Annotated in this window: 12 protein-coding genes; 9 read left to right on the top strand and 3 right to left on the bottom strand. The window is 65.2% G+C overall.

Features of this window, described 5'->3' with window-relative positions; genetic code table 11:
* The first annotated feature begins 83 nt into the window (after positions 1-83).
* Positions 84-236 (top strand): hypothetical protein, encoded by a 153-nt coding sequence (locus ACQHGV_RS13060; protein WP_440978506.1) that lies wholly within the window; start codon positions 84-86, stop codon positions 234-236.
* A 47-nt stretch (positions 237-283) separates the two neighbouring features.
* On the top strand, positions 284-652 hold the full coding sequence (locus ACQHGV_RS13055) for a DUF4440 domain-containing protein (RefSeq protein WP_440978505.1): 369 nt from the start codon (positions 284-286) through the stop codon (positions 650-652).
* A gap of 97 nt (positions 653-749) precedes the next feature.
* Here ACQHGV_RS13055 and ACQHGV_RS13050 read toward each other — a convergent pair whose 3' ends face one another.
* Positions 750-3,620, bottom strand: coding sequence for a TonB-dependent receptor (locus ACQHGV_RS13050; protein ID WP_440978504.1), 2,871 nt, complete (start codon positions 3,618-3,620; stop codon positions 750-752).
* A 232-nt stretch (positions 3,621-3,852) separates the two neighbouring features.
* Here ACQHGV_RS13050 and ACQHGV_RS13045 point away from each other — a divergent pair, with 232 nt between their 5' ends.
* From ACQHGV_RS13045 to ACQHGV_RS13030, 4 genes are all read left to right on the top strand, one after another.
* Positions 3,853-4,809, top strand: coding sequence for a ferritin-like domain-containing protein (locus tag ACQHGV_RS13045; RefSeq protein WP_440978503.1), 957 nt, complete (start codon positions 3,853-3,855; stop codon positions 4,807-4,809).
* 32 nt (positions 4,810-4,841) lie between these two features.
* Complete coding sequence (locus tag ACQHGV_RS13040; protein WP_440978502.1) at positions 4,842-5,885, top strand: ferritin-like domain-containing protein; 1,044 nt, start codon at positions 4,842-4,844, stop codon at positions 5,883-5,885.
* Between the two features lie 237 nt (positions 5,886-6,122).
* Positions 6,123-6,617 carry a nucleoside deaminase gene (locus tag ACQHGV_RS13035; protein WP_440978501.1) on the top strand — a complete coding sequence of 165 codons (495 nt, stop codon included), beginning with the start codon at positions 6,123-6,125 and terminating at the stop codon, positions 6,615-6,617.
* A 160-nt stretch (positions 6,618-6,777) separates the two neighbouring features.
* Entirely contained in the window at positions 6,778-9,321 is a 2,544-nt protein-coding gene (locus ACQHGV_RS13030; protein WP_440978500.1) for a PAS domain-containing protein, read from the top strand.
* A gap of 14 nt (positions 9,322-9,335) precedes the next feature.
* Here ACQHGV_RS13030 and ACQHGV_RS13025 read toward each other — a convergent pair whose 3' ends face one another.
* Entirely contained in the window at positions 9,336-10,607 is a 1,272-nt protein-coding gene (locus ACQHGV_RS13025; RefSeq protein WP_440978499.1) for an MFS transporter, read from the bottom strand.
* Between the two features lie 163 nt (positions 10,608-10,770).
* On the opposite strand from ACQHGV_RS13025, the gene ACQHGV_RS13020 reads away from it, so the two are divergent.
* Positions 10,771-13,269, top strand: a complete 2,499-nt coding sequence (locus ACQHGV_RS13020) for a PAS domain-containing protein (protein ID WP_440978498.1) — start codon at positions 10,771-10,773, stop codon at positions 13,267-13,269.
* A gap of 23 nt (positions 13,270-13,292) precedes the next feature.
* Positions 13,293-13,649, top strand: coding sequence for a VOC family protein (locus ACQHGV_RS13015; RefSeq protein ID WP_440978497.1), 357 nt, complete (start codon positions 13,293-13,295; stop codon positions 13,647-13,649).
* Positions 13,650-13,821: 172 nt separating this feature from the next.
* Here the strand turns inward: ACQHGV_RS13015 and ACQHGV_RS13010 are convergent, their stop codons facing one another.
* Positions 13,822-14,001, bottom strand: coding sequence for a hypothetical protein (locus tag ACQHGV_RS13010; RefSeq protein ID WP_007403839.1), 180 nt, complete (start codon positions 13,999-14,001; stop codon positions 13,822-13,824).
* 156 nt (positions 14,002-14,157) lie between these two features.
* On the opposite strand from ACQHGV_RS13010, the gene ACQHGV_RS13005 reads away from it, so the two are divergent.
* Positions 14,158-16,293 carry a TonB-dependent receptor gene (locus tag ACQHGV_RS13005; RefSeq protein ID WP_440978496.1) on the top strand — a complete coding sequence of 712 codons (2,136 nt, stop codon included), beginning with the start codon at positions 14,158-14,160 and terminating at the stop codon, positions 16,291-16,293.
* Positions 16,294-16,324 lie beyond the last annotated feature (31 nt).

The following is a 16,324-nucleotide window of genomic DNA, read 5'->3' as shown; positions in this document are numbered from 1 at the left end:
AAGCGTCATGGCTCTGACCCCGCCGGTCGGCGTTCTAGGACGGTGCCGGCTCGCAAGAGGTCGGTCGACCGACTGGAGCCGTCATGCCTGATCACCCTCGGCCCGCCGCCGATCCCAAGCCGATCGCGCCCGATGAACCGGCCCCGGCCGAGCAGAACGTCGCGTCGACTACCGACGTGGATGCCGTCGCCCGACGCGCCGAAGAGGAAGCCGCCGATCTCGGCGACTTCGCCTGAGCCGGCCTGCCGTCCACCCATTTGATGTCCAACCGGGAGCCTATGCCATGGAAGACGAACGCCTTTGGAGTTTCGAGGAAAGCCTGTGGACCGAGGGTCCCGACAATTACCGGGAAAAGGTCGATCCCGAGGTCGTGATGGTCCTGCCGCACCCGCCCTTCGTCCTGCGCGGTGACGCCGCCATCGCGGCGGTGGCGGACACCCCGGTATGGGACAGCGCCGAGCTGACCGAGCGGCAGGTGTCGCGCCCGCAGGAAGGGCTGATCGTCATCGGCTATCACGTCACGGCCAACCGCGACGGGGAAAGCTACAAGGCGCATTGCACCTCCACGATCCGGCGGCTGGAGCACGAGGTCTGGCGCGTCGTCCAGCATCAGCAGACCCCGGCACTGGCCAAGCCCCTGGCGCAGGATTGATCGCCAGCGTCTGATCGACCCCGGATTGCCGGACGGTCGCAACAAAAAAGGGGTGGGACACATGTCCCACCCCTTTTTGCCGTCACGGACCGGCGTCTCAGAAGCGGGTGCGCACCGAGAGGCTGAAGTTGCGCGAGAAATAGCGCACATCCTGCGGGGCGGCATAGGAACCCCAATAGCTGCGGTTACCATCCGCCGTCAGGTTCGATCCCTCCAGGGCCACGGTCAGGTTCTTGTTGATGTCATAGTTGATCGAGGCGTCGAGCCGTTTGACCGGGTCTAGAAACAGGTTGTTGTAAGGGTCATTGGTATCGACCCACCATTGGCGACGCGACTGCCAGTTATAGGCAACGCGCACGTTCAGGCCGTCCCTTTCGAAGAAGCCGACCAGATTGTACATGTACTTGGATACGTTGAGATACGGCCCGTAGATGAACTCGGCCTCGCTGATCAGCGTGCTATCTGGTTTGAAAACAGGATAGGCTTGGCGGGTCAGGTTCATGGTGCCATTCAGCTCGGCGCCAAAGCTTTTCAGGATGCCCGGAAGGAAGGTGAAGAAGGACGACAACCTGCCTTCGATGCCGCGATGCCGGCCACGGCCCAGATTATAGGGGCGGGTTACCAGGACCGGCACGTTGGGCGACTCGGGCAACACCTCAGGCAACTGGCGATTGCCGACCAAGCCGTCCTGATTCCATTGCCAGACCGCAAGGCTGGCCAGGCCGGTCGGCCCGAAATACCATTCGAGCGAAGCGTCATATTTGTTGGTCGAAACGGCACCCAGTTTCGGATTGCCGCCTGATGCCATTGGCGCGCCACGGTTTAGCAGGTTCAGCTGCAGGCGCGGGTTGATCTGATATACGCTGGGTCGTCCGATTTCGGATGTCCAGGCAAGGCGCAATTGCAGCTTTGGCGTGAAATGCACGATCGCGTTCACGCTTGGCATGAAATCCAGATAGTTGCCGCGCGGATTGATCTGGGCCTCGTCCGTGGTTTCTACCAAGCGGTCGTCGACGTTCACGAACTGGGTCGTGCGCTGTATCGCACGTAGGCTCGTCAAGCTGTTGACGATGCGTGTACCAACAACGCCGTCGATCGGGAACAGTAGTTTGACGTTGTAATGCGCCATTACATAGGCGGCATAGCTGCCGTCCGCGCCGCTGAACCCTTCATAGGGAATATAGTCCGGATAATAGGATTTCAGTTCCGGATAAATGCCCGTGAGCATGCCGCGGATTTGGTTGAAGCTGCCTCGAATGGAGTCGGTGTCACCAATCAGCCATTCCGCATTGGCGGCGGATTTCGATCCCTGAAATCCTTTACCGCTGCTGACCAATTTATAATTGGGTAGACTGGCGATGGGAATGCGCAAGCCCGCATAGCTGCCCCGATAGCCCAGCGCGCGGGAATAGGTGCGATTGGCATAACGAAAACCGGTCTTAAAATAATCGATGAATTTCGAACCTGTATAGAGTTTCAGGTCCCATTTGGCCTCTATCTCAGGGCTGTACGTGAATTCTTTTCTCTGAAGGAAGCCGTCGATATAAAGGTAGTTTTTGGGATCGAGAAGGTCGATATTCTTGAACGTCACATTTGATCCGCCAAGCGGGTCGGTCGTATCATTGAAGATGACGTCGAAGTCGGGCTGCTGGTTGAAACGAATCCAGTGGAACAGCTCGTTGGAATCGTTTTCGGCGCGGGCCCAGTTGATCCAGCTGTTAAACTCGAAGCGCTCGTTCTTGAAATCGACTTGAAAGCGGACGTTGTAGTTGGTGCTTTCATGTTGATAGGAGCTTCGACCTGGGCCCATGGGATCGAGCGAGGTAGACGACAGGGATTTGACCAGGCGGCCATCGGGCCCGAGCACGATGTTGGACAGGACCGGCAACGGCGCGCTGGAATCCGAATAGGTCAGCGGAATGTCGAACCGGTTGTCGGACCACAGCATGCGCTGCTTGCGATAGCCACCCTCCAACGTGATGGCCCAGCGATCATCCGGCTTCCACTGCGTCGAGACGTTGACGTCGGCCCGCTTGGACCAGCCGTTCGGCCCCGAAAAGCCGATGCCCCAAGGCATGTAGATGTTGCGCGGTGTCGTGCTCGGCAGGAAGGTCAGGCGCGAGTCGCCTGGAATTTCCGGCTTTGCGTTCCACCGGATTGATTCATTGTACCGGACATTGTTGGCCGATCCGTTGACCGAAAAGCCGAGTTGGCCGATGTTCGTATCCGCGTTATACGCTACCAGTGCGCTGAAGTAGGGATTCACCTTCTTGATCTGGTCGGCATAGTCGCCGCGAACGCTGAAGGCATAGGTCGCGCCTTCCTTGAAATCGGTCGGGCGGCGCAGCGTCAGGTTGATCACGCCGGTCTGACTGCCCTCGACCTGGTCGGGGGTACGCGTCTTGTAGACCTCGATGCCTGCGACCATGTCCGATGAAATATCATTGAGATAGGTCGTGCGGTCGCCCGCCGAGAAGGTCGGCGATCCGTTGACCGTGGTCATCACTCCGCCCAGGCCGCGGATTTTGACTTCGCCGCCTTCGCCGCGATTGCGGTCGATCTGAATGCCAGGGATTCGCGCCAGCGCTTCGGGAATGTTTTTGTCAGGCAATTTGCCAATGTCTTGCGCTACCACGACGTCGACGATCTGCGACGCCCGGCGCTTGGCGTTACGCGAGGACTTCAGATTCTCGCGAAGCCCCATGACAATGATGTCGCCTTCCAGGCGGCCATTGTCGTTAGATAGCTGCGGCTGCGATTCGGTACTTTTCGCCGCTTCCTTAACCAACCGTTCCTCACGCTTGGTGCGCTTGCGTGATCGTAACTTGGAAGTCTTGCCTCCCGTCAAGACTTTCTGCGCCTTTTCAGTGGCATCCCCTGCTTGTTGCGCTGCCGCATCTTCCACTGGAAGAACGGCTATTAACGCAGCGAACGCAACCCCGCTCGCAAGTCCCCGCATGGACAGCATACCTACCTCCCCCAAAAAACGTTTGCGGCAATTTGTTGCTCGACGGTATACAATATAACTAGACGAATAAGGTCAGACAACTTAAAACTTGCCCATCGGTTGATTCCAGTGGAGCGGCAGGGGTGCCGCACATCGGGGGAAGCGCTTTGACGGGAGCTGCCGCGTACGGGGCCGGGCATCCCATGGCTCAGACGTTCGAAAAGACGCAGTGGCGATAGACAAGGGGAGGGACATGAAAGACTTCAAGACAATGTCGGACGAACGGTCCGGGCTTTCCGGGGCGGGGCGGCGCGAGTTCTTCGCAGCGATGCTGGCGGGGGTCGCTTTGGCCGGTGCGGCCGGATCGGCATCCGCGCAGGTGTCGGCGTCGGTCGATACCGCGCCGCTGCAGTTCGCGCTGAACCTGCATTATCTGTCGACCAACATGCTGCAGCTGGCGATCTACGGAAAGGATCGGCAGTTGCCCGCGCAGTTCATCCGCGGCGGCGAGACGGTCGATCAACCCGGCGTGTCCGCTACCTCGGCCAAGCAGGTCGCCTTTCCGGAGGATGCCCGCGACATCCAGGCGCGCATCCAGGAGATCGCCGACTCGCTCTGGTATCGCACCCTGCTGCTACGGGCGTTGCTGCGCGCCGACTCGCCCGCGCAGAAGCAGATCGACATGACCGCCGAGCGTTTCACCGCCATGTTCCGGCTGGCGGGCGCCATCGGGCCGAACGAAAGTTTCGATCCTTATGCCTCGCCGGTCGATCTGGCTCTGGCGGCGGAAACGATTCTGGCGGTGCAGGCGACGGCGCTCAACGGGCTGGTGTCGCAATATACCAACAGCATCGTGAAGGCGGCGATGGTCTCGATGGCGGCGACCGCCGCGACCGATGTGACGACGGTGCGGACCATATTGATGGCCGCCTCGACCAGCCGGCCGGCGGTGCTGACGATGGTCGATCGCCTGGCGGCCTGGCGCAACGGCATCGATGGCGCAGGCATCACCGATCGCGGCATGTCGCCGGTCACGGCCAACGGCATGATGACGACGCGACTCAGCCTGACCGATGATGACGGGCTTCTCCTGTCGCGCACGCCGGCCCAGGCACTGAACGTGCTGTTCATGACCTCGGCCGCGACCACACAGGGTGGGTTCTTCCCGACCGGGATCAACGGGTCGATCAAGACCAGCGCCGCCAACTGACCGCAACAGATCGCTTCCCAAGGGGGGATGACATGACGATTTCCGACAAGGAACCCGGCGCGTTCGATACCACGCGCCGTCAGATGATCCGCTGGTTCGGCACCGCGTCCGTGATGGCGGGCGGGCTGGCGCTGCTCGAGGGCTGCAACGACGACGTCGTGGGTTCGGAGAATGTGAAGACGCCGACGCCCACCGCGTCCGCCAGCGCCACCGCGACACCGACTCCGCCGCCCAGCTATACCGCCACGGATAACGACCGGCTGAACTTCATGCTTCAGCTGCACTATCTCTATGGCAGCTATCTGGTGCGCGGCCTGACCGGCGGCACGCTGCCGGCCGCGAGCACCACCGGCAGCGGGACGGCCGGCGGCGTTTCGGGTGGCCGCGCGGTGACCTTTACCGACAACATGACGCGCGCGACGGTCGGCGAGGTCGCCAATGCGGTGCTGGGGCGGATCGGCTATCTGCGGCGGACGCTGGGCGGTGCCGTCACGGCACAGCCGGCGCTCAATATCGCCGGGGGCGACAAGGGACCGTTCGACACGATCGCGCGCGTTCCCTCGGACACGCCGCCGGCCAGCTTTTTCGATCCCTATAGCTCGCAGGAGGATTTCCTGCTCGGCGCGGTCGCCCTGTCGGCGGTCACGATGACGGCGTCGGTCGACCAGAGCTATCAGGTCAGCGCGGGAATGCTCGGTGCCGCCGGCGCCTTTGCCGCCGGGGTCGGCGCCAGCGACGGCGCGATCCGCAACGCGCTCTATCAGCGCGCACTGCTTCAGGATCGCTCGCTGCCGGCGACGCAAATCCTGTTCGAACGCTCCTGGCGCATGGCGGAGGCGCGCAACCGGCTGGACGGTCCGCGCAATCTCGATGCCGGTATCGGCTGGTTCGCCGGCGACACCGACTTCGGTTCGGTCATCCAGTTGCGCGACGGCGCCAACTGGGTCGCCCTGCGCCGCACGCCCGAGGAAGCGCTGGGTATTCTTTACGCATCCGGCTCGTCGGTCGCATCGGGGGGCTTCTACCCGAATGGCCTGAACGGGCTGATCAAGACCAGCGGTATCAATATCGTCTGATCCCGCCGGTGGCGGGCTGTCGGGGCCCCTCTCTGACAGCCCGCTCTATCCCCTCAACGAAGAGGGTGTACGCGCCCTCTTCGTGCTTTGTCGTCACGCTGGCGTGGCGGTCGCTATCTCCGCGATAGGACGCGCCGTATCCGCACGGCAAAAACCGATCCGCAAATTTCGTTCGGGCGCAGGCGCTTGGCCGCGCGTCCATGCGTTCCCCCTTGCTGAACCAAGGAGAGGACGGGCATGGACAAGGCGACCGACGAGCGATGGATGCGCATGGCGCTGGAGGTGGCGCGCTCGAAGGGCAGCGACCCCTCGACCTCGCCGCTGGGCTGCGTGATCGTGCGCGACGGACAGGTGCTGGCGGCCGAGCGCAACCAGACGCACGAGCTGCCCGACGCGACGGCGCATGCCGAGATGATGGCGATCCGCCGCGCCTGCGAAAGCCTGGGCGATCTCGAACTGCGAGACGCGACGCTGTATTCGACGCTGCAACCCTGCGGCATGTGCACCATGGCTTCGATCTGGTCGAAGGTCGGGCGGGTCGTCTACGGCGCGGGTCGTGACGATGTACATCCCATGTATTTCGAGGCGCGGCACATCGACACCCTGTCCTTCATCGCCAAGGCGTATCGCGACGACATCGTGATCGAGGGCGGTTGCCTGGCCGAGGAATGCGCCACGCTCTATTATGGCCCGGACGAGGACCTGCCCGCGGAGGAGCAGGCCAACCTCTGACGACGGAAACGGGCTGGCCGACCACCGCCGGGCATGGGATAAGGGCGGCGAGCATCGGGTCATTCCCTGTCGCCCCTTCGGCGCAGCGCGAATCAGGAGGGGCGGGCGGTACGCGTGTCGATCATCGAGTCGTTCCTGACCACCGGCTGCGGTTCGCGCCATGGCTGACCGATCGGCCGCCTGTCGCCTGGATGACGTGATCATCACCGATGCGCTGGCGCATCGGCCCGTGCGCGCACCCGACCATGGCCTCGAAGCCGATGCCATGGCGCGTCTGGCCGAGGAGCTCGCGACCAATCCCGAACGGCTGTTGCAGACTTTGTGCGATCTGCTGGTCGAGCATGGCGTGGCCGGGTCCGCCGGGATCAGCCTGTTGGAGGCGGAAAAGGACGGCGGGCGGTTCCAGTGGGTGGCGCTGGCCGGGGCCTGGGCGTCGATGCGCGGCGGGGTGATGCCGCTCGACGCCAGTCCCTGCGGCGTGGTGGTGGCGCGTGCGGCGATGCAGCTGTTCGACAATCCCGCGCGGTTCTTCGGGCATGGTGAAATCCAGCCGACGGTCCATGAACTACTGCTGATGCCCTTCTTCCATCAGGGCACGCCGATCGGCACGGTGTGGATCGCCGCGCATGACCCGGATCGTAAATTCGACCAGGAGGATGGCCGGCTGCTCGAACGGCTGAGTCGGTTCGCGGCGGCCGGGTTCCAGATGACCCGTGCGCTGCTGGCGGCGCGGATCAGCCAGAACGAGCTGGAGCTGCGCGTCGAGGAACGCTCGCGCGCGCTGCGGGAAAGCGAGGAGCGGCAGGTGTTCCTGCTGCGGCTGTCGGACGCGCTGCGGGCCGAGACTAGCGTGGCGGGCGTGGTGCGCTGCGGCCTCGCGATGCTGAGCGAAAGGCTGTCGCTCGACCGCTGCTATATCGCCCATTTCCGGATGGCCGAGGACCGGGTCGATGTCGCCGAGCAGATCGGCAATACCCGCACTGCGCCGTTGCCCGCGACCATCCGCCTGTCCGATTTCCCCCAGGCGGCGCAGGTGGCGTTCGAGCGGACGCTGGTCATCGACGACATCCCCGCCGATCCGTCGCTGTCCGACGCCGAACGGCGCAATTTTTCGGGCCTGGGGATCGGCGCGCTGGCGGGGGTGGTGCTGCACAAGGGCAAGGGCGATCCGATCTGGTCGCTGGGCGCGATCGCGGCCGCCCCCCGGTCCTGGTCGCGCGGTGAGATCGCGCTGATCGAGGACGTGGCCGAGCGCATCTGGACCGCAATGGAACAAGCTTGCATCCAGGCGACGCTACGCGCGAGCGAAGAGCGGATGCGGCAGTTCGGCGAGGCGTCGCAGGACATTCTGTGGCTGCGCGATGCCGAAACGCTGCAATGGCATTATGTCACCCCGGCGTTCGAGGCGATCTATGGCCTGGGACGCGATGCGCTTCTGTCGGGCGATCATTATCGCAACTGGCTGGCCATGATCCTGCCCGAGGATCGTCCGCTGGCCGAGCGGCATATCGGTCGGTTGCGGGCGGGCGAGCATGCGGTCCTCGAATATCGCATCCGCCGCCCCGGCGACGGCGCGATCCGCTGGCTGCGCGACACCGATTTTCCGATTCCCGACGAACAGGGCGTCGTCCGGCTGATCGGCGGCATCGGCGAGGACATCACCGACACCAGGCTGGCGCAGGAGCGGATCGAACAGAGCGAGGAGCGGTTGCGCAGCGCGGTCGAGGTCGGTCGCCTGGGCCTGTGGGACTGGGATGTCGTCACCAACGAAGTGCACTGGTCGGACGAGCATTTCCGCATGGAGGGCTATGCCGTCGGCGAGGTGAAGCCCAGCTATGAGAGCTGGGTCGCGCGGGTCCATCCCGACGACCGCCCTGCGGCCGAGGCGTTGTTGCAGGCCGCGATGACCGAGCATCGCGAGTTCGACCATGAGTTCCGCGTCGTCCACCCCGATGGCTCGGTCCACTGGCTGCATGGGCGGGGGCGTTTCTTCTACAGCGAAGGCCGGCCGGTCCGCATGGTCGGCGCGGTCGTCGAGACGACCGACCGGCGCATGTGGGAGGAGCGGCAACAGGTGCTGATCGCCGAGTTGCAGCACCGCACGCGCAACCTGATCGGGGTGGTCCGCTCGACCGCCGAGAAGACCGCGCGGTCGAGCGCCGATCTGGCCGAGTTTCATCAAAAGTTCGCGGACCGGCTGGACGCGCTGTCGCGGGTGCAGGGGCTGTTGTCGCGGCTGAACGAGCATGACCGGGTCACCTTCGGCGACCTGATCCGCACCGAATTGTCGGCGCTGGGCGGCGGCGGGCCGGACCGGGTGACGCTGGACGGGCCGACGGGGGTGCGGCTGCGCTCCTCGACCGTCCAGACGCTGGCGATGGCGCTGCACGAGCTGGGCACCAATGCCGCCAAATATGGCGCGCTGGCGCATGCCACGGGGCATCTGACGGTGCGCTGGTCGCTGGAGCCGGTGGGGGCGGATGATCGGCCGTGGCTGCATATCGACTGGCGCGAAAGCGGTGTGCCGATGCCGCCGGCGGGCGCCGCGCCGCAGGGTACGGGGCAGGGGCGCGAGTTGATCGAACGCGCGCTGCCCTATCAGTTGAGCGCGCGGACCACCTATCGGCTGGAGGCGGACGGGGTGCATTGCACCATCGCCATCCCGGTATCGGCCTGCGGCGCGGCGCGTGCCGAGACCGGCTGAGGACCCGCCGCCGCTCAGTCCGGTCGCGGCAGGCGCCGTTCGACCAGGATCACGCCCAGCCCGGTTGCGGTCAGACAGGCGGCGAGGAACAGCATCGGCGCGGTATCGCTGCCCACCCAGTCGCGCAGCGTCGGCACGATCGCCTGGGCGATGAACCCGCCCAGATTGCCGACCGAGTTGATCGCGGCGAACCCCGCCGCCGCCCGTGCCCCCGTCAGGAAGCGCGGCGGCAGCGTCCAGAAGACCGGCTGGCCCGAAAAGATCGCCGCCGCCGCCAGGCTGAGACAGGCGAAACGCAACGCGACATGATCGACCATCACGCTTGAGATAAGCAGGACCACGCCGAGCAGCGCCGGCCCGGCGGCATGGCCGATGGGGTTGCGATAGCGCGCGGCATGACGCGGCACGCCCCACAAGGCGATCGCCACCAGCGTCCAGGGAATGATGTTGAGCAATCCGTTGGCGGTGTTCGACACGCCGAACCCGCGCACGATCGTCGGCAACCAATAGCTGAGGCCGTAAGCCCCCAGCGGAAAGCCGATATAGACCAGACACAGCAGCAGCACCCGCCCGTCGCGCAGCGTCGCCCGGATGTCGCTATGTCCCGTCGTCGGCGCGACCGCCGGGGCGGCGAGTTCACCCGCCAGCCAGCTCTTCTGGTCCGGCGTCAGCCAGCGCGCGCTTTCGGGCGCGCGGGGCAGCAGGAAGAAGACGACCGGCGCCAGCAGGACCGCGGGCAGGCCGGTGGCCAGGAACACCCATTGCCACCCCGCGAGCCCGAGCGCGCCGTCCTGATCGAGCAGCCAGCCGCCGACCGCCCCGCCCACCGCATTGGCGACCGCGCTGGCCAGCATGAACAGCCCGACTGCACGTGCGCGGTAACGCGCCGGGAACCACAGGGTCAGGACATAGAGGACGCCCGGAAAGAACCCCGCCTCCGCCACGCCCAGCAGAAAGCGCAGCAGGTAGAAGACCGGCGCGCTGGGCGTGAAGGCGAGCAGCAGCGTGACCACGCCCCAGCTCGCGATGATCCGGGTGAACCAGATATGCGCGCCCATGCGGTGGAGCAGGATGTTGCTCGGCACCTCGAACAGGAAATAGCCGATGAAGAACAGCGAGGCGCCCAGCCCGAACGCCGCCTCGCTCAGGCCCAGCGCATCGACCATCTGCAGCTTGGCATAGGAAATGTTCTGCCGATCGATATAGGCGACCAGATAGAGCAGGCCGAGCAGCGGCATCAGCCGCCAGCCGATCCGGCGGATGGTTGCCCGTTCGATGTCGGCCATGACCTCTCCTTTTTACAATTGTCTCGACGCTACCGTGGGTTGCGGCGATAGGCGAGGGGGCGGATGGCCGGCGTGCGATGCGGCCGGCTATGGCTTGTGGCTTAAAATGAGTTATGATGACGCAGTCCATGGCCGGCTTGGCGGTGTGGGTCAGGGAATGTTCATGTCCGATCGCGGTGCCCCGACCTTCGCCGAATTGCTGTGCCGGGGCGGCGGCTGTGGCGACCTGATCGCCGCGCGCGACTGGTCGGGCAGCGTTTTGGGGCCGATCGACGGCTGGTCCGCCAGCCTGCGGACCGCGACGCTGATGCTGCTGCACTCGCCCGCACCCATGGTGATGCTGTGGGGCGAAGACGGCATCATGCTCTATAACGACGCCTATTCGCTGTTCGCCGGCGGGCGGCATCCCGATCTGCTGGGCTCGCCGGTGCGGCAGGGCTGGCCCGAGGTCGCCGACTTTAACGACCATGTCATGCGCGTCGGGCTGGCCGGGGGCACGCTGCGCTATCGCGATCAGGAACTGACGCTCTATCGCCACGGCGCGCCCGAACAGGTGCTGATGAACCTCGATTACTCGCCGGTAATCGACGAGAGCGGGCGGCCGGGCGGCGTGCTGTGCGTACTGGCCGAGACGACCGAGCGGATCGCGGCGGAACGGCGGCAGAAGGTGGCCGAGGGCGCGCTGGTCGAGAGCGAGGCGCGCTTCCGCCTGATGATCGACACGGTGCCGCAGATCGTGTGGATCGCCGATGGCGAGGGGCGGATGGAGTTCCTGAACCGGCAATTCTCCATCTATACCGGCGAGGGCTTCGCGGCGCGCACCCCTGGCGAGATGGCCGGCGCCTTCATCCACCCCGATGACGGCCCGCAGGTGGTGGCGGCGTTCCAGGCTGCGCGCGACGCGTCGGGGCCGCATGTCTTCGAGCATCGCATCAAATCGGCGTCGGGCGAATATCGCTGGTTCCTCGACCGGGCCAATCCCTACCGCGATCCCGACACCGGGCGGATCGTGCGCTGGTTCGGCGTGTCGGTCGACATCCATGACCGCAAGCTGGCCGAGGATCGGCTGCGCGAGCTGAACGCCACGCTGGAGCAGCGGGTCGCCGAGCGGACGGCCGAGCGCAACATCCTGGCGACCTTGGTGGAATCGACCGACATCATGATGATGGCGATCGACATGGATTTCACCATCCTGGCGTTGAACGCGGCCAATGCCGCCGAATTCGAACGCGTGTTCGGCGTCCGGCCAAGGGCGGGCGACAATCTGCTCGAGCTGCTGGCCGATCATCCCGCCAATTGCGACGAGGTGCGTCGCGGCTGGATGCGCGGCATGCAGGGCGAGCGGGTGACCTTTATCGAGCAGTTCGGCGACCCCGACCGCGATCGCCCCAGCTACGAGGTCATCTTCCACCCGCTGTTCGACGAGCAGGGCCGGCAAAACGGCGTGTTCCAGTTCGTCACCGACGTCACCGAGCGGTTGCGGCGCGACGCGCAACTCGTCGAGACGATGGGCGCGCTGCGGCAGGCGCAGAAGATGGAGGCGATGGGCCAGCTGACCGGCGGCGTCGCGCACGACTTCAACAATCTGCTGACCCCGATCGTCGGCACGCTCGACCTGTTGCAGCACAAGGGGCTGGGCGGCGCGCGCGAGCAGCGGCTGATCGCCGGCGCCGCGCAATCGGCCGAGCGCGCACGGACCCTGGTGCAACGTCTGCTCGCCTTTGCCCGGCGCCAGCCGCTGCAACTGATCGCGGTCGATATGGGCGCACTGGTCGCAGGCATGCGCGATCTGGTCGACAGCACGACCGGGCCGCAGATTCGGGTCGATATCGACATCGCGCCCGACCTGCCGCCCGCCGATGCCGATCCCAACCAGGTCGAGATGGCACTGTTGAACCTGGCGGTGAACGCGCGCGACGCGATGCCCGGCGGCGGCACGCTACGCATTACCTTAGCGCTCGAGCATCTGAGCAAGGGCCGGCGGATCGGCAGCCACGGCACGGTGCTGCCCGCCGGCCGCTATGTCCGCCTGTCGGTCGCCGATACGGGCAGCGGCATGGATGCCGAGACGCTGGCGCGCGCGGTCGAGCCGTTCTTCTCGACCAAGGGGATCGGCAAGGGCACCGGGCTGGGCCTGTCGATGGTGCATGGCCTGGCGTCGCAACTTGGCGGCGCGCTGACCATTTGCAGCGCGCCGGGGGCGGGCACGCGCGTCGACCTGTTACTGCCATCGGGCACCGCCGCGCCCGACGACATGGTGCTGGGCGAGCCGCGCGTGGCGGAGCGGACGCGCAGCGGCCGCGTGCTGTTGGTCGATGACGAGGACCTGGTGCGGCACAGCACCGCCGACATGCTGCTCGATCTGGGCTATGAGGTGGTCGAGGCGGCTTCGGCGCAGGAGGCGCTGAGCATCATCGAGGATGGCGGGCATTTCGACCTGCTGGTCACCGATCATCTGATGCCGGGCATGACCGGCACCCAATTGGCGGCACGGGTGCAGGCGCGGCGGCCGGACATGGCGACCCTGCTGGTGTCGGGCTATGCCGAGACAGAGGGCGTCGCCGCCCATCTCGCCCGGCTGACCAAGCCCTTCCGCAAGGACGAACTGGCCCGAAGCCTGACCCAACTCGCCGCCAGCCGCGACATCGCGCCGGTCGACTAGCCTTTACAATGGAAGGACAGGGGATGACGCATCATGTCGTCGCGATCGTGCCGGCGGGCGATCTGGACGAGAGCACCGCCTTCTACGCATTGCTCGGCTTTTCGGTGGCGGCGGATTTCGGCCATTACCGCATTTTGGAGGATGGACGCGGCTGGCACCTCCACCTGAACCACATGCCCGGCTGGCCGGCGCGGGTGGAGGACAATCCCTTCGGCCTGTATCTTTATGTCGAGGATGTCGACGCTGTCGCCACGCGCGTGCGCGACCGGATCATCGAGCCCGGGGCGCCGCACGCCAAGCCCTGGGGCACCTATGAATTCGCGGTCAGCGATCCCAGCGGGGTGCTGGTGCGGATCGGACGGGTCGTCGATCAGGGCTGATCCAAACGGGATTCATCCTCCCCTGCAAGGGGAGGTGGCAGGCCGCAGGCCTGACGGAGGGGTGTCGCGGTCGGCGAGGTCGGGCTGAACGGCGACCGGTAACACCCCTCCACCATGCTGCGCATGGTCCCCCTCCCCCTATGGGGGAGGAATATCGATTGGGCGGCCCCCCTCAGTGCAGCTTGGCGATCGACAGCCCGTCTTCCTTGGCGCGCGCCTTCACCGACTCCTCGCTGCGGGTCAGCGCCTTGGCGATCGCCTTGAGCGCCATGCCCTTCTTCGCCAGCGTGTGGAGTTTCTGAATCTCGTCGGGCCGCCAGGGCTGGCGGTGTCTTTCAAAACGTTCGGCCATATCCGCATGATAGCGCGATCCGACCGCGCTGACCATCGCGCCGGCCGCATGATGGACGGCTTACAAATGCGTCATGGAGCGCCAACTCGCTTGCCTTCGGCCCGTGCTGCGGCAAAGCAGGCCTTCCGGGAGACTTTGTATCATGCGAGTGTTTCTATGCGCTTATCCGCCCTCCTGTGTTGTGTCGCGTCCACCGCGATAGCTGTCCCGGCCCTGGCGCAGACGCGGGGTGTCCCCAAGCCCGATGCGGCGGCCTCCCAGACGGACAGCGACACCAGCGACATCGTCGTCACCGCCAAGCGGCTCGACACCGCCCGCGCGCATATCCAGCCGAGCCTCGGCGCCTCCAACTATGAGATCACCAGCGACACCATCAAGGCGCTGCCCGGTGGCGAGAACCAGCAGTTCAACCAGATCCTGCTCCAGGCGCCCGGTATCGTGCAGGACGGCTTCGGCCAGTTCCATGTCCGCGACGACCATAACGGCCTGCAATATCGCATCAACGGCACCATCCTGCCTGAAGGGCTGGCGGTGTTCGGCCAGACCCTGTCGCCGCGCCTGGTCGACAAGGTCAACATCCTGACCGGCGCGCTGCCCGCGCAATATGGCTTGCGCACGGCGGGGGTGATCGACATCACGACCAAGAGCGGGCTGTTCCAGAATGGCGGCACCGCGTCCATCTATGGCGGCAGTCACAACACGATCCAGCCCAGCCTGACCTATGGCGGCTCGAACGGCAGCACCAATTACTTCGTGTCGGGCGATTACCGGCATAGCGGGTTGGGCATCGAGAGCGTCGATGGCCGCTCCAACCCGGTGCATGACGATACCGACCAGTATCAGGGCTTCGCCTATGTCGACCACATCCTGGACGACCAGAACCGCGTGTCCTTCGTCGGCGGCTATTCCAACCAGTGGTTCCAGATTCCCAACCCGGTCGGCCAACAGCCGAGCGCCGGGTGGAGCGTCGGCGGCCAGACTGCCTTTCCCAGCGAGACGCTGAACGAGACTCAGCTGGAAAAGACCGGCTTCGGCCAGCTCGCCTTCCTGCACGATGCCGAGCCGCTGACGGTGCAGGCGTCGCTCTTCGCGCGCTATTCCTCGCTGCGCTATCGCCCCGATGTGCTAGGCGAGCTGCTCTATAACGGGCAGGCGCAGCAGGCGTATAAGCGGGACTTCGCGATCGGCGGGCAGGTGGATGCCGTCTATCATCTGGGCGACACGCATACGCTGCGCGGCGGCTTGCTGGTGACGCGCGATCGTTCGACCAGCGATACCACGACGCAGGTCTTTCCGGTCGACGCCACTGGCGCCCAGACGGGCGAGCCGATCGCGATTCCCGACAATAGCGGCAAGACCGCGACCAGCGTCAGCGCCTATCTGCAGGACGAATGGAAGTTGCTGCCCCGGCTGACGCTCAACTATGGCGCGCGTTACGACCTCTACAACGGCTATCGGCGCGAGGGGCAGCTGTCGCCCCGCGTCAATCTGGTCTGGCAGCCGGGTGACATCTACACGCTGCACGCAGGCTATTCGCGCTACTTCGTGCCGCCGCCCTTCGAGCTGGTCGGCAATAGCAGCATCGCCAAGTTCGTCGGCACCAGTGCCTATCCCTCCGTCACCGACAATGACGCGCCCTATGCCGAGCGGCAGGATTATTTCGATGTCGGCTTCCAGGCGAGGCTCAGCCGTTATTTCACCTATGGCATCGACGCCTATTACCGCATCTCGCAGAACCTGATCGACGAGGGCCAGTTCGGCGCGCCGATCATCCTGACCCCGTTCAATTACCGCCAAGGACGCATCGGCGGGATCGAGGCCAATGTCAGCTATGCGCGCGGGCCGCTGCTCGCCTATGCCAATTTCGCGGCCGCCAAGGCCAAGGGGCGCGGCATCGTCTCCAGCCAGTTCAGCTTCGGCCAGGACGATCTCGACTATATCGCGCGGCATTACATCTATCTGGATCACGACCAGAGCTTCACCGGATCGGCGGGCCTGTCCTATGCCTTTGACGGGGGAACGAAGCTGGGCGGCAGCATGATCTATGGCTCCGGGCTTCGCCGCGACGACGACGTCAATGCTATCCCCAACGGCGCCAAGCTGTCGCCCTATGCGCAAGTGAACCTGACCGCGAGCCAGCATCTGGCCGGGCCCAATCTCGACATCCGCTTCGATGTCATCAACGTGCTCGACCACAGATATGAAATCCGTGACGGGACCGGGGTGGGCGTCGGCGCGCCACAATATGGCCCGCGTCGCGGCGTCTTCATCGGGGTGGCGAAGTCCTTCTGACGCGAGCGGGTGTCGGCCATCAGGTCGCCGC

The sequence above is a fragment of the Sphingomonas pseudosanguinis genome, assembly GCF_052056765.1.
Lineage (GTDB): Bacteria > Pseudomonadota > Alphaproteobacteria > Sphingomonadales > Sphingomonadaceae > Sphingomonas > Sphingomonas pseudosanguinis.
The sequence above is the reverse complement of the archived record's forward strand: the minus strand, read 5'-3'. Positions and strand labels throughout refer to the sequence as shown.